Here is a 17,828-nt window from a genome sequence, read left to right on the forward strand (position 1 = left end):
CCCCCGTTATGGTCATTTACGTGAATCGTGTCGTGGTGGTAGGAGCGGGTCTGGCGGGCGTGCGCAGCGTCGAGGCTCTGCGTGCGCGGGGCTTCGACGGCAAGATCACCTTGATCGGGGAGGAGCGGCATCGGCCGTATGACCGCCCGCCCCTGTCGAAGGCCGTGCTGCTCGGCGACTCCGACTCCAGCTTCGTCGACTCCGACCTGTCCGCGATGGGGATCGACTTCAGGCCCGGCGTCTCGGCCAAGGCGCTGCGGGCCGGCGCCGTGGAGACCACCGAGGGCGAGCTCGCCTACGACGGGCTGGTGATCGCCACCGGGACCGAGCCGATCATGCTGCCCGGCGACGGCCCGCAGCACGCGCTGCGCACCCTGGACGACTCGCTGGAGCTGCGGGCCAGGCTGGTCCCCGGCGCTCGGGTGGCGGTCATCGGCGCGGGCTGGATCGGCGCGGAGGTGGCCACCGCGGCCCGCTGGGCCGGTTGCGCGGTGACGGTGATCGAGGCCGCCTCCGCCCCGCTCGCGCTCGCGGTCGGCGCCGAGATCGGCGCCCGCACGCTGAGCTGGTACGACGGCATCGACCTGCGGCTCGACACCATGGTCGGAGCGGTGGACGAGGGCGGCGTCGAGCTGGTCGGCGGCGGCTTCGTCGAGGCGCACGTGGTCGTCGCCGGGATCGGCGTGCGCCCGGCCGTCGAGTGGCTCGCCGACGCCGACATCGACCTGCACAACGGCGTCGTCACCGACGAGCACCTGCGCACCTCGATGCCGGGCGTGGTCGCGGTGGGCGACTGCGCCGCCTGGTGGTCGCGCCGCTACCAGGCCAGGCTGCGCGTGGAGCACTGGGACACCGCGCTGGGCGCGCCCGAGGTCGCCGCCGCGACCCTGCTGGGGGAGAAGGCGGTCTACGACCCGGTCCCGTACTTCTGGTCGGAGCAGTTCGGTCACATGATCCAGTACGCGGGCCATCATCCGGCCGGCCGGCGGCTGCTGTACCGCGGCACACCGGAGGGCAAGTGGTCGGCCTGCTGGCTCACCGACGAGGACGAGCTGGCCGCGGTGCTGTCCGTGGACCGGCCCCGCGACCTCGTCCAGGGACGCCGAATCATCGAGGCGGGCCACCGTCTGGACACGGAACGCCTGGTGGATCCGGACGTCCCCCTACGAGATTGTGTTGTTTGAGCAAGCACGGCGTGTGGTAGTTGTGGTTTCGTGACGCTTTCTGTTGCACAGATCGACCGGGAGACCGACCAGCTCGTTGACGAGTGGCTCACTCTCTCCGAAGTGGCCCAGCGCCTGGGGCTTCCCCTGGGGCGGGCCAAGCAGCTCCTCAAGGATCACAAGCTGCTCGGCGTAAGGCGGGGCAGCGGCGGGCCACAGGTGCCCGCGGTGTTCCTTGAAGGAAAGGACGTGATGAAGGGCCTCCCCGGCACACTCACCGTGCTGCAGGACGCCGGCTACGACGATGTCGCGGCGTTGCGCTGGCTCTTCACCCCCGATGACTCGCTGCCAGGCTCGCCGGTTCAGGCGATCAAGGCCGGTCGTCATACAGAGGTGAAACGGCGTGCCCAGGCCCTCGCTTTCTGACGCACGCCTCTACCTGTGCACCGACGGTCGGCGTGATCGTGGTGACCTGGCCGACTTCCTCGACGCGGTGCTCGCCGCGGGCGTGGACATCGTCCAGTTGCGGGAGAAGGGGCTCGAGGCGCGCGAAGAGCTCGCGCTGCTCGAGGTCTTCCGCGACGCCTGTGACCGGCATGGCCGGCTGCTGGCGGTCAACGACCGGGCCGACCTCGCCTACTCCGCCCACCCAGACGTGCTCCACCTGGGGCAGGACGACCTTCCTGTGGCCGTCGCGCGAGAGATACTCGGCGACGACATCGTCATCGGACGGTCCACCCACTCCGCCGCCGAGGCATCCGCCGCGGCCGTGGAGGAGGGCGTCGACTACTTCTGCTGCGGCCCGATCTGGCCCACGCCGACCAAGCCCGGCCGCCACGCGCCCGGCCCGCCGCTGCTCAGGCACGCGGCGTCGCTGGGCGTGGACCGGCCCTGGTTCGGCATCGGCGGCATCGACCTGTCCAACCTGGACGAGGTCATGTCGTACGGAGTGTCCAGGGTCGTGGTCGTGCGCGCGATCACCGACGCGGAGGATCCGGGCGCGGCCACGGCCGAGTTCGCCAAACGGCTCACGTCCTCCGGGACGCCGGCCGGGTGACCTTTCGCGGCCGGGCCGGGTGAGCTTTCGCGGTCACATCCTGCGGGAGGTGGCCGCGATGGCGAGTTCGGCGAGCGCGGCGCGGGCTTCGGGCGTGATCGGCGACTGTTCGAGTGAGGCGAGCGCCTTGCCGAGATAGTCGCCGATCATGTCCTCGCACTCCCGCAGCGCGCCGGTGCCCTCGATGATCTCGCGCAGGGTGGCCACGCCCCGCTCGTCGAGGTCCCGGTCGCCGAGCAGGGCGCGGACCGTGCTCGCCTCCGAGGCGGAGGCGGCGGCCAGCGTGCGGGCCACGAGCATCGTCCGCTTGCCCTCGCGCAGGTCGTCACCCGCCGGCTTGCCGGTCCTGGCGGGGTCGCCGAAAACGCCGAGGATGTCGTCACGCAGCTGGAAGGCGATGCCGACCCGGGTGCCGTAGGCGGTGCACAGCTCGTCCATCCACGGCTTCGACTCGCCCGCGCCGAGCACCAGGCCGAGCCTCAGCGGGTGCTCGACGGAGTACTTGCCGCTCTTGTAGAGCGCGACGCGCAGGGCCGACTCGAAGGTGTTCTCGCCGCCCGCCTGCTCCAGCAGGTCCAGATACTGCCCGCACATCAGCTCGGTGCGCATGTGGTCGTGCACCGGCTGGGCCGCCGCCAGCGACTCCGGGGGCAGGCCGCTGGTGCGCCACATCTCTCCCGACCAGATCAGCAGCAGGTTGCCCAGCAGGATCGCGGCACCCTCGCCGAACTGCTCCGCCGAGCCGTGCCAGCCGGCCTTCTCGTGCAGCGTCTGGAAGCGGCGGTGCGCGGCCGGCATGCCCCTGCGCAGGTCGCTCTTGTCCATCACGTCGTCGTGCACCAGCGCGCTGGCCTGCAGCAGCTCCAGCGAGGCCGCCGCGGTGAGGACGCCGGGCGCGTCGGTGCCGCCGGCGCCGCGCCAGCCCCAGTAGCAGAAGGCGGGGCGCAGTCGCTTGCCCCCCGACAGCAGCTCCTCCGCGGCCGTGTGGAGCGGCTCGAGCTCGGCCCCGCCGAGGGTGTGCAACTGCCGTTCGACGAACTCCCTCAGGCGACGGTCCACCTGGGCGCGCAGGTCGTCCATGCTCGCGGCGTCTGTGCTCATGCCATGAGACTAGTGGCCGGGCGCTGACATTCGCAGAGCGCCTCATATCGGTTGATTCCCCTGCGGCGGGTGGTGCCGGCCGGGCAACGGGTAACCTTGCCGCATGGCGCTTGGTCGACCCTCCGTCCTACCCGATCGTGTCCCCACCGTGCGCGAGCTCCTCGCCTCGGGCGCACGATCGTTCTCGTTCGAGTTCTTCCCTCCCAAGACCGACGAGGGGGAGCGGCAGCTGTGGAAGGCGATCAGGGAGCTGGAGTCGCTGCGGCCGACGTTCGTCTCGGTGACCTACGGCGCCGGTGGGTCCACCCGTGACCGCACGGTCGACATCGTGGAGCGGGTGGCGCACGACACCACGCTCACGCCCGTCGCCCACTTCACCGCCGTCGACCACTCCGTCCGGGAGTTGCGCCACCTGATCGGCCGCTTCGCCGACGCCGGGGTGCGCAACATCCTCGCCGTGCGCGGCGACCCGCCCGGCGACCCGTCGGCGGAGTGGGTCAAGCACCCCGAGGGCGTCCTGTACGCCGAGGAGCTGGTCCGGCTGATCCGCCAGGCCGGCGACTTCTGCGTGGGCGTGGCCGCGTTCCCCTACAAGCACCCCCGCTCGCCGTCCATCGAGTCCGACACCGAGCAGTTCGTGCGCAAGTGCCAGGCCGGCGCCGACTACGCGATCACGCAGATGTTCTTCCAGGCCGACGACTACCTCCGGCTGCGCGACCGGGTGGCGGCCCGTGGCTGTGACACGCCGATCATCCCGTGCATCATGCCGGTGACGCAGCTGAGCACGATCGCGCGGTCGGAGCAGCTGTCCGGCGCGCCGTTCCCGCCGGACGTGGCCGCCCGCTTCGAGGCCGTCGCCGGCGACCCGGCGGCGGTGCGCAGCCTCGGCATCGACCACGGCGCCGAGCTGTGCCAGCGGCTGCTCGACGAGGGGGCGCCGGGCATCCACTTCATCACCTTCAACCGCTCCAGCGCCGCCCGTGAGGTCTTCCAGCGCCTGCAGCCCGCGCCGGTGCCAGGCTGAGACCGCAGCGGGTGTTGACTGATGGGCATGATCGCTGATTTCTGGTTCGACCCTTCGTGTCCGTACAGCTGGCTCACCTCCCGGTGGCTGCTGGAGGTCGCGAAGGTCCGCCCGGTTGAGATCCGCTGGCACGTGATGAGCCTCTCGGTGCTCAACGAGGGCCGCGACGACGATCCCGAGAACGATCCCGAGGGTTACCTGTGGGTGCCGGCCCGCATCGCCGCCACCGTGGGGCACCGCTTCGGGCATGAGGCGCTCGGGTGCTTCTACACCGAGCTGTGGCGTGGCCGCGGCGACGAGCAGGACGAGCAGGGCGGGGAGACCGAGCGGGACTGGCTGGGGGACTTCCGGCGGGCGCTGTCCGCCGCCGGGCTGCCCGCCGACCTCGCGGAGTCGGGTCTGACCGAGGCCGGTGACGACCTGGTCCGCGCCTCGCACGCCGAGGGGATCTCGCTGCTCGGCGACCACATCGGGACGCCGATCTGCGCGGTCACCGGTGCGGCGGAGGAGCGGATCGTCTTCTTCGGCCCCGTGATCTCCCAGCTGCCCACCGGCGAGCAGGCCGGGCGCCTGTGGGACGGCACGCTGCTGGTGGCGGGCACTCCGCACTTCCACGAGCTCAAAGGCCACGCGCACGAGGAGCCGCGGCTGCCGTGACGGGTCCGGGGGTCGCCACCCGCCCGCAGGGGGACCGGGCGGGTGGCGTTCGGGGAAGGCGGACAGAGAGTAAAGAGCTCGTCGCTCTCTGTCATAGAGGATGCCCGCCGGTGTGCGGGTTCAATCCTCATCGGGTCATGAGCTGGTCAGGGGGAGCGGCCTGCCGACGATCGCGTACTCCTCGTGGCCGCCCGGGAAGACGAACCTGCTCAGCAGGTCCGTGAAGCCCATGCTGGCGTAGAGGTGGCGGGCGGCCGTGGGCCGGTCGTGGGTGGACAGGATGGCGGAGCGCTCGCGGCGACCGGCGCACAGGGTGCGGACCATGGCCCGGCCGATGCCCTTGCCCTGGTAGTCGGGGTGGACGTGGATCTCGGCCAGCTCGAACGCGTGCCCCAGCCAGGCGTCGGCCACCGCGCGGCCCGCGCGCTCCTCCAGCGCCCGGTAGACCACGTCGTGCCACCACTGCCCCGGCGCGCCGCGGAACCCGTAGGCGAACCCCACGACCCGGGGAGCCCCCTGGAGCTCCGCCGCCCCCTGAAGCCCGAGCGGCGCATCACGCCATTCTGCGAAATAGCACTGGAAATAGGGATATGTCCCATGATTTCGCATGATGGCCCTACGGCCGGGGATCTGGTCCGCAGGCGGGCGCATGGCGGCGCTGTAGACGTCGATCACCGTGTCCAGGCGTTCGCCGAACTCGGTGGGTCCCGCGCCGCGAAACTCGATCACCGTCGAACCCTACTCCCGCCCGGCGCGCGTCACTCGACCTCGACGGGTGTGCCGCCGGTGATGCGGACGAGCTCGTCGAAGGTGGTCGGGAAGACCGTGTGCGGGTGGCCGCCGGCGGCCCACACCTTCTCGTGCTTGCTCAGCCAGGTGTCCACCAGGGTCCGCACCGGCGCCGGATGCCCGACGGGAGCCACGCCGCCGATCGGCTGCCCGGTGGCCTCCCTGACGAACTCCGGCGTCGCTCGCCGTACCTTCTGAACGCCCGCCGTGCGGGCGATCAGCTCCACGTCGACGCGGTGCGCGCCACTGGTGAGCACCAGCAGCGGCTCGCCGTCCGCTTCGAAGATCAGGCTGTTGGCGATCGCGCCGACCTCACAGCCGACCTGGGCCGCCGCGGTGGCGGCTGTGGGCGCCTTCTCGGGCAGCACCACGATCTCGCCTGCGACTCCCAGACTCCGGAGCGCTTTTTCCACACGTATCGCGTTAGCGGGCAACTTCTCGGGCATGCGGACACTCTAAACACATTGACCGGCGGTTTACGTTATTGCTGCTGGTGTGTAGGGTCTTTTGATTCAGTTGGTAAGGGTTTGAGAGGTGGTACTGGTGGGATTCCTACGGCTACCAGGACTGACCGCTCTCCTGACGGCGGGAGTCGTCGCCCTCGCCGGCTGCGGCACCCAGGCGTCGTCGCCGGCGGCGGCGAGCGCGCCGAGCCCGGTGAGCGCCGGGGGTCAGGCGGGATCGGTCGCTCCTGTCATCGCACCGGACAAGAAGCTCAAACTGGGCGCGAAGGGCGAGGCGGTCTCCTGGCTGCAGCGACGCCTGAGGGAGCTGGGCTACCGCCCCGGCAAGGTCGACGGCCGCTACGGTGGCACCACGCTGGCCGCGGTATGGGCGTTCCAGAAGGTCAACGGCATCAAGCCGACCAGCACCGTCGGCCGCGCCACCTGGTCGGCCCTGGAGGCCCCCGAGTCGCCCAAGGTGCTGGTCAAGAACGGCAAGCCGACCCGCGCCGAGGTCAGCCTCAGCAAACAGATCATGGTCCTGTACGTGCGCGGCGAGGTGAAGCTGATCACCCACGTCTCCTCGGGCAGCAACGTCCCCTACTGCGAGACCGCCACCTGGCAGGGCAAGACGCAGCGCTTCTGCGGCTCGGCCAGCACCCCGACGGGCGACTACCGCACCACCTGGCGCAGGGACGGCTGGCACCGGTCCTACCTCGGGCAGCTCTACAACCCGATCTTCTTCAACGGCGGCATCGCCTTCCACGGCGCGCTGTCGGTGCCGCTCCACCCGGCCTCCCACGGCTGCGTCCGGATGCCGATGAACGTGGCCGAGGAGGTCCCCGGCCTGGTCGGCACGGGTGTCCCGGTGCACGTACGCGGCAAGTTCCGCCGCTGACAGGCTGACGCCCGCGGGCGCCACAGGGGGTGCGTGACCGGCTCGGCTCATTCGGCCGCCGGGCCCGCCAGGTGGCGCAGGCCGCGGATGCTGATGTCCACGGCGCGAGGCAGCGCCTCCCGCACCTGTTCAGGTGAGTCACCCCTGGTAAGGCTGGCCACGGCGGTGAGCTTGACCGCGCCGACCACTGAGCCCACTGCCGCGGTGCAGCTCACCAGGTCCAGCTCGTCCGGGTACGCCTCGTGGAGCGCCCACGCGAGCCGCAACTGGTTGTCGAACAGCACCTGCAGGGCACGGGCCTGAAGCGCGGGCACGGACATGATCAGAGCGAGTCTGACCTGCGGTTCGACGACGTCGTCGAAGTCGTCCTCGGCCCTGGCGTGCTCCAGGCTGCTCTGCACGATCCGGCGCAGCAGGTCACCCGCCGGCTCTTCCGGCCCTCTGGTGTGGATCAGGGCCATGACCTCTTCCATGCGCTGCGGCGCGTCGTAGAGGACCACGTCCTCCTTGCTCGCGAAGTAGCTGAAGAACGTCCGTGTGGACACGTCAGCCTCGGCCGCGATCTCGGCGACCGTCGTCTTTTCGTATCCCTTGTCCTGAAACAGCCGAAGCGCGGCTCGCACCAACGCCTGGCGCGTGCGCTGCTTCTTGCGCTCCCGTAGGGCCACCATGGCCGCACTATACTGCATCGATTTACGAGTTTCACTCGTTGCAATTTTGCATTCGATGTTGTTTCCTGGAGCGGACGCGAGAGGAGACATGATGACCGACCTGACCCTGACCTTCGAGCGCGAACGCCCCCTCGACCCGCCGGAGGTGTACACACGTATCCAGCAACAGGACGCCGTGCATCCCATGACCTACGGCGACGGCCACCTAGGCTGGCTGGTCACCGGCTACACCGTGGCCCGAGCCGTGCTCGCCGACCCGCGCTTCAGCAGCCGGACCGAGCTGGCGCACCCGCCGATCCCAAGCAGGCTCGAACTCGCCCAGCGGGTAGGCGCGGACGAGCTCAAGCTGCCTCCCGGCTTCTTCCTGCGCATGGACGCGCCCGAGCACACCCGCTTCCGCAAACTGCTGACCGGACAGTTCACCGTGCGGCGGATGAAGCAGCTGGAGCCCAGGATTCAGGAGATCACCGAGTCCTGCCTGGACGACATGGAGGCCACGGGGCCACCGGCGGACCTGGTGAGTGCCTTCGCGATGCCCATCCCGTCGCTGGTGATCTGCGAGCTGCTCGGCGTACCGTACGAGGACAGAGCGCAGTTTCAGGAGGACTCCAAGGTTCTGCTCAGCCTCGAGGGCACTGGTCAGGACGCGCTGGACGCGATCACCAGGATCTCCGTCTTCCTTCACGAACTCGTCGATCGCAAGCGCGCCCACCCCGAGGACGACCTCATCAGCGGCCTGGTGGCGAGCGGCGAGCTGAGCGACGCGGAGATCACCGGAGCCGCGGTGCTGATGCTGATCGCCGGGCACGAGACCACCGCCAACATGCTCGCACTCGGCACCTACGCGCTGCTCACCAACCCCGGCCAGCTCGCCGCCATGCGCGACGACCCGGCACTGCTGGCCAACGGTGTCGAAGAGCTGCTCCGCTACCTCAGCATCCTCCACCTCGGCCCCGTCAGGACCGCCCTGGAGGACCTCGAGCTCGACGGCCGCCTCATCAAGAAGGGCGACTCCGTCACCCTGCACCTGCCGGTGATCAACCGGGACCCGTCCCGTTTCCCGGGCGCGGACCGCCTCGACGTCACCCGCGAGGTGCGCGGCCACCTGGCCTTCGGGCACGGCATCCACCAGTGCCTCGGCCAGCAACTCGCCCGCATCGAGATGCGCATCGCCTACGGTGCGCTGCTGCGCCGGCTACCTGGCCTAGGCTTGGCCGTACCGCCTGAGGAGGTGCCCATGCGCTCGGACATGAGCATTTACGGAGTGCACCGCCTCCCCGTCACCTGGTAGGTAAACATGGAGATCAAGGCCAACACCCAGTTGTGCATCGGAGCGGGCATGTGCGCGCTCACGGTTCCGCAGGTGTTCGACCAGAGCGACGACGAGGGTCTGGTCGTGCTCCTGGACCCGGCCCCGCCTGCGGACCTGGAGGAGGCGGTGCGCCGCGCCGTCAACCTCTGCCCGTCGGGGGCCATCTCGGTCGACTGACGCGGCAACCGGCGCCCGCCGTCACCACGCCGAACCGGCGCGGTGACGGCGTCCGTCGGCATCCCCTCACTGCACCCGCCGGTTGCGTATGACGCCCCGGCCCGTCCGGCCTGGCCGCTGCCCGACGAAGTGTCGCCAGACCCACGCCCCGGGCCGGACCTCATCGCGGCAGGAGGGAATCCCGGCGGGGCTCGCACCGACCACGTCGGCCTGACAACCGCACTCCCAGTCCTGACTCCGCCCCCAACGGTGCCCCAGTCCGCCCTCAACGGTGCCCCAGCCCGCCCTCAACGGTGCCCCAGCCCGGCCCCAACGCTGCCCAGCGGCCCGAAGTCAATGCTGCCTCGGCCCGGGTCTGGATGTTGCCCCGGTCGGGCGTCAACGTGGCCACATGGCCGTCGCCAACTTGTCTGGGCCTGGGCCAACTCTGTCCCCGCCCCGCGCCAGTCCGGCCCCCGGCCCCCGCCCGGCCCGCCTCGGCCCCGGCCCGCCTCGGCCCGGCCTGCGCTCGGCCGGCTCCAGTCCCGGCCTCAACTCTGCCCTGGCCCGGCCGCCACTGTGCTGTACCCGCTTCCGGCCTGCCGCTGTACCCGCTTCCGGCCCTGCCGCGCCCCGGCCTTTGCCGGTCCGCCTCGACGTCGGTCTCGGTCTCGGCATCCGTCCTGAACTGGCTCCCGGGCGCGAACCCCCTCGGGCCTGGCTCGCCTCCGCATCCCGGTGTCCGGGCCGCTCACGGGGCGTTCGGTTCTCGCGTGCGGTGCCCGTGGAGGTCGACGGTCTGCTTGGTTCGCTGCTCGGGGCATGGGTTGGCGTGCTGCCGTTGTTGTTCGGCTGGAGGTTGTTAGTAGGCCTGGTACGGCTCCGAAGCGGGTATTCGCATCATGGTCATCGAACCTGTGTTCGTGGAACTGGTTGACACCGAGCGTGATCGAAATTATGTTCGACCTAGTGACGTGAGGCTCGCGGCTCACGTCTATGGACCTGATCGCGGGGCATCGCTTCCCCCAAGCGAGACCCGCGATCAGGCTCCACGGGCGAAGGGTGCGTCCTCGTCGTCGGCGGAGACGAGTGGGCGTGCCCTGGCCGGACGGGGAGAGGGGAAGCTCCTCGTCCGGCCAGCCCGGCGAAACTGTCGGTGGGGTCTGCGATTCTGACTTCACCGGTGGCAACGTCGGGAGTCGCCAACGACTCGAAGGAGGCGAGCAAGATGGCACCACGGCTCAGAGAAACGCCCGGGCCCCGGCTGTCGCCTGCGGTTCGGGCCCACTTGACCGATTCTCGTTCCTGCCTGGCCGATGCGGCTGCGGCTCGCACCCCGGCCTCTCGATATGTGGCGGCGCACCTGGCGGCGCTGCGTGCGGCCGCGGCGATCCTCGCCGCTCGCCCGCGTCCCATGGAGGGCCGCAGGCGACGTCTGCGCAGCGCGTGGGATCTGCTCCCCGAGGCCGAGCCCCAGTTGGCCGAATGGGCCGCCTACTTCGCGGTGAGCGCCGGCAAGCGCGCCGCGGCGGAGGCCGGCGTGGTCCGTGGCATCAGCGCCTCGGACGCGGACGAGCTCCTGGCCGAAGCCGACACCTTCGTCTCCACCGTCGAGGATCTCCTCGGCGTCCCCGCACAGCCCCAACTCCCTGCGGACGTGCCCCTGGCAGGCTGACGCTCGTCCGCTGAGGCCGCCCCGTCGGGTCGGTGTTTCGCCGTGGAGTCGGCGTCCCCGGTCGGCGTGCCCGCCTAGCCTCAGCTTCCTGCGGACGTGCCCCTGGCAGGCTGGAGTTCCCGGCGGCTGCGAGCGTCCGCACCATGAACTTCACGGTGGACGGCAGCTCTCCGCTGCGCGGGTGGCGGGCGGTGAGGTCCATCGCGGTCGCCGTCGCGGAGAACACACCGTCGTGGATGCGCAGGGCGTGCCGGCCCTGGCGCAGGACGTCGAGCACGTCGAGGATGCGCCCGGTGCCGCGTACGAGCCGGAACACCTCGGAGAAGCGTCAGCGCGCCGGGACCATCGACACCTTCGGGGTGCGCATGTTCCGCGAGTGCAGCTCACGGCGCGCCTGGTGACGGCTGCGGCGGCGGTCCTCGCGACGGATGTAGTACGCCTCCCGGTAGCCACCCTTGGTCTCGCGGACGAGTACGTGGTAGCCGGGGTGCCCCAGTAACAGCCGCCCCGGCGCCAGTTCGCACTGTCGGCGGTGATCTCGTCCGGCAGCGTGCACGGCCCGAAACGATGATCATGCACGGGTACGCAGGTCATCGGCGGCGCGTCGGCCATCCGCACCCACCAGGGCCGGGTCTTGTCGGTCTTGCTCATACGGTCACCTTTCGGCTCCGTGACGCCCCGGGCTGGGGCCGTCACTAGATCGGGTGCACCGTGATCACCTCCGACTTCACGTACGACAAAAGGAACCGAAAGCGACGAGGCCGCTCAGAGAACCTGATCTCGACACTACAGCGAACCGCAGCAGAGGGCGGATTTCGGTCCGGACGTTCGGAAGGTTCGGAGATGAGTCCGGCGCCCAGCGGCGCGATGACGCTGCCCTGGACGTTTCCGCAGGTCGCATTGACCGCTAAGTGTTTTTGCCGCGAGGTCGCTCGCTTGGGCCGTGTGACGCGATTCCTGTCACTAGGCCAGGTAGGGCGCGTGGTCGATCAGCTCTTCGGCCGGCTGGTCATGCTGTGACCGGTCCCGCGCCGTGTCGCCCGGGGTCGTGGTCAGGGTGATTCCCCCCCCGTTCTTGTGAGGGGCATGGGGGCTGACGCTCGTCCGCTGAGATTCCCCCGTGGGGATCGGCGTTCTTGTCCAGCTCCAGCTTCCTGCGGATGCGCCCCTGCAGGTCGACACCCGTCCGCTCAGTTCTCCGTGCGGTAGGACGCCCCTGGCAAATGAATCTCGTCGTACTGGGCTGCCCGAAACGGAGTGGCCATGCTCCGGCGGTGAACCACGCACGGAGCCTCGGTGCTGTATCAGTGGTTCGCCCGGCGTAGACCAAGCCCTGTCAGGTCGTCTGCATGGTGACCGCGGACCATAATGCCAAATTTATGGAAATTATGGTGAAAGAGGGCAGATATCCCAATTCGGGTGCTTTGGCGGGATGCGGCACGCGGGCGAGTGTGGTGCGGGCGGGCCCAGCGTGCGGTGCGCGGGGCCGCGTGGGCGTGGTGTCCGGCTTGTGCGAGCGGAACGGGGGCGCGCCTGGGGTGGCGCGCCCCCGTCGGCAAAAGGACGGCCGTGCGTCAGAACGCCTCGACGGCCCGGCGGGCCTCGGCGTCGAGGACGCCCCAGCTGATGAGCTCCTCGGTCAGCTCGCTGGGCGACTTGTCATAGATCACGGCCAGGGAGCGCAGGTCCTCCTGGCGGATGGACAAGACCTTGCCGTTGTAGTCGCCGCGCTGGCTCTGGATCGTGGCGGCGTAGCGGGCCAGGGCGCCCGCCTTCTCCTTCGGCAGGGTGGCAAGCCGCTCCAGGTCGATGACAAGCTTCGGTGTCGGCCCGAGCGGGCTGGGCGCGGCACCGCCGGGCAGCAGCTCGGAGACGGGCACCCCGTAGAAGTCGGCAAGCTCGGCAAGCTTCTGCACCGTGACCGCACGGTCGCCACGCTCGTATGAGCCCACGACGACGGCTTTCCAGCGGCCCCGTGACTTCTCCTCGACTCCGTGCAGGGACAGGCCCTGCTGGGTGCGGATGGCGCGGAGTCGTGCACCCAGCGACTTTGCGTACTCAGACGGCATTTGTGTGGCCCCCCGGCTCTCGTATGTGTAGCTCTCAGTAGATTGTGCTCCCTTGCGGCGAATGCCCGAGCCACCGGGGGTCCGGTGCCGGTTCGGCACCAATCGGTAGCCATGGCCTCAGGTTTGCCCTGGAACGCCGCGCGGTTTTGGTTACGCACAGTGACGGTAAAGGGGTGGACGCCTGAGGTCAAGCTGATTGGAAAAAAGATGTCGAATCCGATCCGGGATAGAAAGCCTCTTAGATCCCTGTTGTCCCGCTGGTAACGATATTTTCGGCACGGTCCAGGCGAATCTCCGGGAGGCTCAGGGAGTACGCGCCAGGATCATGACAGGGCAGGTCGCGGCCCTTACGATCTTGATACTGGTGTCGCCGAGGAACACGCGCCTGAGCGGTCCAGCGTCGCTGGAGGCGCAGATGACGAGCTCCCCCGGAGCCCAGCGGCCGTGCTGCAGAGCCCCCGCGACGCTCCGGCCCTCCAGGAGCTCCACCTCGACGTCGGTGCGCCGTCGGTGCCCGCGCGCCGCCGCGTTGAGGTCGGCGGTCGCCTGGTCCCGAAGCCGCGCCAGCATGTCCAGCTCCACCTTGACCGGCCGGGCGCTGCTCACCAGCAGCGTCACCAGCCGCAGCGGCAGGTCCATGACGCCCGCGAGCCGGGCCGCCCGCTTGACCGCCGCGTCGGCGCACGGGCCGCGCCGGTAGGCGACGGTGAGGCGGTCGAGCGCCGGAGGCGGATCGTCGGCGTAGCCGCGCGGGGCGAGGATCACCGGCACCGGCGAGGCGTGCAGGAGCTGGTCGGCGGTGCTGCCGAGGACGATGCGGCCGATGTTGCCGCCCGGCGCGGAGCCGATCACGACCGCGCTCGCGCCGCGCTTGCGCGCCAGCTCCACCAGCCCGCGCCCGCTGCCCTTGTGCGTGTGGGTGATGTAGTCGGCGTCCTCGCCGACCAGCTCGCGCGCCTGCGCGAGCGCGGCGGCGGCCTGCTCCTCCAGGTAGGCGGCCCACGCGCTCGCGTCGGCCCGGGCAGGCCCGAGCCCGCCCGGCGCGGGCGGCTTCACGGTCGCCACCGTCAGATGCGCGCCTGCCTGCCTGGCCAGGAGTACGGCCAGCGCCAGCCCGTCGCGGCCCTGGGGCTCCGGGATGAAACCGGTCAGCAGGTTGTCGAACTTCATCAGGGCACCTCGGCGTTCAGCCGCGAGTGGCGGTAGCCGTACAGGAAATAGCAGATCAGACCGGCGAGCATCCACAGCCCGAACGCCGCCCAGGTGACGCCGGCCAGGCCGGCCATCACCAGGAAGCAGAAGATGACACCGAGCACCGGCGTGACCGGGAACAGCGGGGTCCGGAAGCTGCGTGGCAGGTCGGGGCGGCGGTAGCGGAGGATGAGCACGCCGGCGTTCACGATCGCGAACGCGAACAGGGTGCCGATGCTGGTCGCCTCGGCGAGCTGGCCGAGCGGGATCAGCCCGGCCAGCACCGAGACGAACGCGGTGACGATGAGCGTGTTGGCGACCGGCACCTGGCGGCGTGGGTTCACCCGCTGGAAGACGCGTGGGATGAGCCCGTCGCGGGACATGGCGAACAGGATGCGGGTCTGGCCGTACATGACCGTGAGCACCACGCTGGCGATGGCGATCACCGCGCCGAAGGACACGATCAGGCCCGCCCAGGTGGAGCCGGTGGCGAGGTCGGCGATGAGTGACAGGCTGGCCTCGGTGCCCTCGGGGTCGAAGTCGGTCCACGGCATGGCGCCGATCGCGGTCACCGCGACCAGCACGTAGATCACCGTCACGATGGCCAGCGACAGGACGATGGCCAGGGGCAGGTCGCGTACGGGATTCTTGGCCTCCTCACCGGCGGTGGAGGCGGCGTCGAAGCCGATGTAGGAGAAGAACACCTGGGACGCGGCGGCCGTCACGCCCGCGATGCCCATCGGCGCGAAGGGGGCGAAGTTTCCCGCGGTGAAGCCGGTGAACGCCACCAGGCAGAAGAACAGCAGCACAGCGATCTTGATGAGCACGAACACGGCGTTGGCCGTGGCGCTCTCCGACGCCCCGCGCAGCAGCAACCAGGTCGCCAGCAGCACGATCAGGATCGCGGTGACGTTGACCACACCGCCGTCCTGACCGGGGGAGCGGGTGATCGCGTCCGGCAGGCTCCAGCCGAACAGGCTCTCCAGGAAGGCGTTGAGATACTCTCCCCAGCCCACGGACACGGCCGCGACGGAGACGGCGTACTCCAGCATGAGGCACCAGCCGCAGATCCAGGCGACGAGCTCGCCCATGGTCGCGTAGGCGTAGGAGTAGGAGGAGCCGGACACCGGGATGGTCCCGGCGAGCTCCGCGTAGGACAGGGCGGAGAACAGCGCCGTGATGGCGGCCAGCACGAACGCCAGCACCACCGCCGGGCCGGCCTTGGGCACGGCCTGGCCGAGGATGACGAAGATGCCGGTGCCGAGCGTGGCGCCGACGCTGAACAGCGTGAGCTGCCACAGCGACATGGTGCGGCGCAGATCGCCGCCCTCGCCTTGGCCGCCCTCGGCGACGATGCGCTCGGTCGGCTTGGTGCGGAGCAGTTGCCTCGCCAGGGACACCTTGGACCTCCTTGACGCCTAGAGCGTGCTGGTCAGCGGCCATCTGGCGTTCGGTGTCACGATCGTTCCCGCGTCGCCGCCGAGTATGCGTTCGGCCTGGTCGAGCCGGCCGATGGCGGCCATGTCGCCGGTGGTCTCGACGAACCGGCAGACGGCGTCCACCTTCGGCCCCATCGATCCGGCGGGGAAGTCCATGGCGCGGAGTTCGTACGGGGTGGTGTGGGCGATCTCGCTCTGCCGCGGCGTGCCGAAGTCCCGCATGACGCGCGGCACGTCGGTGAGGATCAGGAACGCGTCGCAGTCGAGCGCCTCGGCCAGCATGGACGCGGTGAGGTCCTTGTCGATGACCGCCTCCACGCCCGCCAGACGGCCCTGCTCGTCCCGGACGACCGGGATGCCGCCGCCGCCCGCGCAGATGACCACGACCCCCTCCCGGACCATCTGGCGCACCAGCCGGGTCTCCACGACCCGCTGCGGCGAGGGGGAGGGGACGACGCGCCGCCAGTGGCGCCCGTCGGGCTTGACGGTCCAGCCGTGCTCGCCGGCCAGCTTCTCGGCCTCTTCGCGCTCGTACACCTGGCCGACGAACTTGCTCGGGTCGTCGAAGGCCGGGTCCACGGCCGACACCAGGGTCTGCGTGACCATGGCCAGCACCTGCCGGCCCGGCAGGGCGTTCTGCAGGGCCTGGAGCATCCAGTAGCCGATCATGCCCTGGGTCTGCGCGCCGAGCGTGTCGAAGGGGTACGGACTCTCCAGGGCCAGCATGCCGACCTGGGGGCCGTTGCCGTGGGTGATGATGAGCTCGTGCTTCCTGGCCAGGTCGGCCAGCGTCTTGACGACGCCGCGCACGTTGTCCATCTGGGTGTGCGCGTTCATGCTCTGGCCCCTGCGCAGCAGCGCGTTGCCGCCGAGCGCGACGATGACCCGCATCCTGTCAGCCCCCGTCAGATGCCGTCGCGGACGAGCGGGCAGCTCATGCAGCGCGGCCCGCCGCGTCCCCTGCCGAGCTCGCTGCCGCGGATGGTGATGACCTCGATGCCGTTGTCGCGCAGGTAGTTGTTGGTCGTGGTGTTGCGCTCGTAGGCGACGACCACGCCGGGCTCGATGGCGAGCCCGTTGCAGCCGTCGTCCCACTGCTCCCGCGCGGCGGCGTAGACGTCCTGGGTGGGCGTGAGCACCGTGATCTCGGGCAGGTCCAGTGCGTGGGCGATGGCTTGGTGCATGTCCTGCGGCGGGTGGTCGGTGACCTCGAGCTCCTTGTCGGTACGGCCCGGCTCGATGGTGTAGGCGGGCAGCATGCCGAGCCCGGCGTACTGCGTGAAGACGCCCACGTCCAGCATGGTCATGACGGTGTCGAGGTGCATGAACGCGCGGGCCTTGGGCATGTTGAGCGCCACGATCCTGGTGGCCGAGCCGGCCCTGAACAGGCTGCGGGCGAACATCTCGACGGTCTGCGGCTGGGTGCGCTCGCTCATCCCGACCAGCACCGCGCCCCGGCCGATCACCAGCACGTCCCCGCCCTCCAGGGTGGCGGGCGCGACCGCCTGGCCGGGCATCCAGACGTGGTAGCCGCCCTCCCCGGGCCTGCCGTACCCGCCGGCGAAGGACGGGTGGAACCGGTAGATCGCCTCCATGTTCACCGTCTCGCGCATCCGCGCCTTCTTCTTCATGGTGTTGACGGCCACGCCGTCGTACACCCAGCAGGACGTGTCACGGGTGAACAGGTGGTTGGGCAGCGGCGGCAGGATGAAGTCCTCCTCGCGCAGCGTGTGCATGAGCACCGACTTGGGGGCGCAGCCCAGCGCCGCCAGCTCGCCCTTGGTGATGCCCCCGGTCAGGTAGGTGCCGAGGGTCTCCGAGTCCATCGCGTCCAGGGTGTTGCGGATGTCGTCGACGGCGACCGGGCCGAGCCAGCGCTCGTCGACGACCGCGTCCAGGATGTGCTTGCGCGCCTCCGGGATGTCGACGGTCTGCCGCAGCAGGTCCGAGAGCAGGTGGATGCGGACGCCGCGGTCGCGGAGCACTTGCTGGAACTCCTCGTGCTCTTCCATCGCGCGCTGCACCCACAGCACGTCGTCGAAGAGGAACGCGTCCTTGTTGGCCGGAGTGAGCCGCTTGAGCGCCAGCTCCGGCTTGTGCAGCAGGACCTCGTGGAGCCGGCCCACTTCGGAATCGACATGAAACCTCATCCCTGCTCTATCCCCGCGAGCCCGGACGTCACG

Annotated in this window: 19 protein-coding genes; 10 read left to right on the top strand and 9 right to left on the bottom strand. The window is 70.1% G+C overall.

Annotated features, from left to right (window positions below):
* The first annotated feature begins 20 nt into the window (after positions 1-20).
* Genes ACTMTF_RS01630 through thiE form a run of 3 tightly spaced genes read left to right on the top strand, consistent with a single transcriptional unit; the run spans position 21 to position 2,220 of the window.
* Entirely contained in the window at positions 21-1,184 is a 1,164-nt protein-coding gene (locus ACTMTF_RS01630; RefSeq protein ID WP_441108888.1) for an NAD(P)/FAD-dependent oxidoreductase, read from the top strand.
* A gap of 30 nt (positions 1,185-1,214) precedes the next feature.
* A complete protein-coding gene (locus ACTMTF_RS01635) occupies positions 1,215-1,589 on the top strand; it encodes an Rv2175c family DNA-binding protein (protein ID WP_441108889.1) in 375 nt (124 codons plus the stop codon).
* Complete coding sequence (gene thiE, locus ACTMTF_RS01640) at positions 1,567-2,220, top strand: thiamine phosphate synthase (protein ID WP_441108890.1); 654 nt, start codon at positions 1,567-1,569, stop codon at positions 2,218-2,220. Before ACTMTF_RS01635 ends, thiE begins: the two co-directional genes overlap by 23 nt.
* Before the next feature lie 33 nt (positions 2,221-2,253).
* Here thiE and ACTMTF_RS01645 read toward each other — a convergent pair whose 3' ends face one another.
* Complete coding sequence (locus tag ACTMTF_RS01645) at positions 2,254-3,321, bottom strand: polyprenyl synthetase family protein (protein WP_441108891.1); 1,068 nt, start codon at positions 3,319-3,321, stop codon at positions 2,254-2,256.
* Between the two features lie 103 nt (positions 3,322-3,424).
* Between ACTMTF_RS01645 and metF the strand changes: the two genes are divergently transcribed.
* Both metF and ACTMTF_RS01655 read left to right on the top strand, forming a co-directional pair.
* The gene (metF, locus tag ACTMTF_RS01650; protein ID WP_441108892.1) at positions 3,425-4,345 is read left to right on the top strand and encodes a methylenetetrahydrofolate reductase [NAD(P)H]; all 921 of its coding nucleotides are present in this window, start codon (positions 3,425-3,427) and stop codon (positions 4,343-4,345) included.
* Between the two features lie 27 nt (positions 4,346-4,372).
* Positions 4,373-5,002 (top strand): DsbA family protein, encoded by a 630-nt coding sequence (locus ACTMTF_RS01655; protein ID WP_441108893.1) that lies wholly within the window; start codon positions 4,373-4,375, stop codon positions 5,000-5,002.
* A gap of 135 nt (positions 5,003-5,137) precedes the next feature.
* Here the strand turns inward: ACTMTF_RS01655 and ACTMTF_RS01660 are convergent, their stop codons facing one another.
* The gene (locus tag ACTMTF_RS01660) at positions 5,138-5,731 is read right to left on the bottom strand and encodes a GNAT family N-acetyltransferase (protein ID WP_397001011.1); all 594 of its coding nucleotides are present in this window, start codon (positions 5,729-5,731) and stop codon (positions 5,138-5,140) included.
* A gap of 29 nt (positions 5,732-5,760) precedes the next feature.
* Positions 5,761-6,237: a YbaK/EbsC family protein gene (locus tag ACTMTF_RS01665; RefSeq protein ID WP_441108894.1), complete on the bottom strand. Its 477-nt coding sequence runs from the start codon at positions 6,235-6,237 to the stop codon at positions 5,761-5,763.
* Positions 6,238-6,334: 97 nt separating this feature from the next.
* Between ACTMTF_RS01665 and ACTMTF_RS01670 the strand changes: the two genes are divergently transcribed.
* Positions 6,335-7,132, top strand: coding sequence for a L,D-transpeptidase family protein (locus ACTMTF_RS01670; protein ID WP_441108895.1), 798 nt, complete (start codon positions 6,335-6,337; stop codon positions 7,130-7,132).
* A gap of 47 nt (positions 7,133-7,179) precedes the next feature.
* On the opposite strand, the gene ACTMTF_RS01675 is transcribed toward ACTMTF_RS01670, so the two are convergent.
* Complete coding sequence (locus tag ACTMTF_RS01675) at positions 7,180-7,803, bottom strand: TetR/AcrR family transcriptional regulator (RefSeq protein WP_441108896.1); 624 nt, start codon at positions 7,801-7,803, stop codon at positions 7,180-7,182.
* A gap of 91 nt (positions 7,804-7,894) precedes the next feature.
* On the opposite strand from ACTMTF_RS01675, the gene ACTMTF_RS01680 reads away from it, so the two are divergent.
* The 4 genes from ACTMTF_RS01680 to ACTMTF_RS01695 all read left to right on the top strand — a co-directional run bounded on the left by ACTMTF_RS01680 (position 7,895) and on the right by ACTMTF_RS01695 (position 11,347).
* Positions 7,895-9,094, top strand: a complete 1,200-nt coding sequence (locus tag ACTMTF_RS01680) for a cytochrome P450 (RefSeq protein ID WP_441109810.1) — start codon at positions 7,895-7,897, stop codon at positions 9,092-9,094.
* A gap of 6 nt (positions 9,095-9,100) precedes the next feature.
* Positions 9,101-9,292, top strand: coding sequence for a ferredoxin (locus ACTMTF_RS01685; RefSeq protein WP_441108897.1), 192 nt, complete (start codon positions 9,101-9,103; stop codon positions 9,290-9,292).
* Positions 9,293-10,499: 1,207 nt separating this feature from the next.
* Positions 10,500-10,946, top strand: a complete 447-nt coding sequence (locus tag ACTMTF_RS01690) for an SAV_6107 family HEPN domain-containing protein (RefSeq protein ID WP_441108898.1) — start codon at positions 10,500-10,502, stop codon at positions 10,944-10,946.
* Between the two features lie 143 nt (positions 10,947-11,089).
* Entirely contained in the window at positions 11,090-11,347 is a 258-nt protein-coding gene (locus tag ACTMTF_RS01695) for a hypothetical protein (protein WP_441108899.1), read from the top strand.
* 1,173 nt (positions 11,348-12,520) lie between these two features.
* Here the strand turns inward: ACTMTF_RS01695 and bldD are convergent.
* The 5 genes from bldD to ACTMTF_RS01720 form a co-directional block, all read right to left on the bottom strand.
* Positions 12,521-13,015, bottom strand: coding sequence for a transcriptional regulator BldD (gene bldD / locus ACTMTF_RS01700; protein WP_138711987.1), 495 nt, complete (start codon positions 13,013-13,015; stop codon positions 12,521-12,523).
* Positions 13,016-13,318: 303 nt separating this feature from the next.
* On the bottom strand, positions 13,319-14,185 hold the full coding sequence (locus ACTMTF_RS01705) for a universal stress protein (RefSeq protein WP_441108900.1): 867 nt from the start codon (positions 14,183-14,185) through the stop codon (positions 13,319-13,321).
* Complete coding sequence (locus ACTMTF_RS01710; RefSeq protein WP_441108901.1) at positions 14,185-15,606, bottom strand: amino acid permease; 1,422 nt, start codon at positions 15,604-15,606, stop codon at positions 14,185-14,187. The genes ACTMTF_RS01705 and ACTMTF_RS01710 overlap by 1 nt, the downstream gene beginning before the upstream one ends.
* An 18-nt stretch (positions 15,607-15,624) precedes the next feature.
* A complete protein-coding gene (gene arcC / locus ACTMTF_RS01715) occupies positions 15,625-16,536 on the bottom strand; it encodes a carbamate kinase (protein ID WP_441108902.1) in 912 nt (303 codons plus the stop codon).
* A gap of 14 nt (positions 16,537-16,550) precedes the next feature.
* Entirely contained in the window at positions 16,551-17,795 is a 1,245-nt protein-coding gene (locus tag ACTMTF_RS01720; RefSeq protein ID WP_441108903.1) for an arginine deiminase, read from the bottom strand.
* Between the last annotated feature and the right edge of the window lie 33 nt (positions 17,796-17,828).

This window comes from Nonomuraea sp. ZG12 (genome assembly GCF_052068115.1).
Taxonomy (GTDB): domain Bacteria; phylum Actinomycetota; class Actinomycetes; order Streptosporangiales; family Streptosporangiaceae; genus Nonomuraea.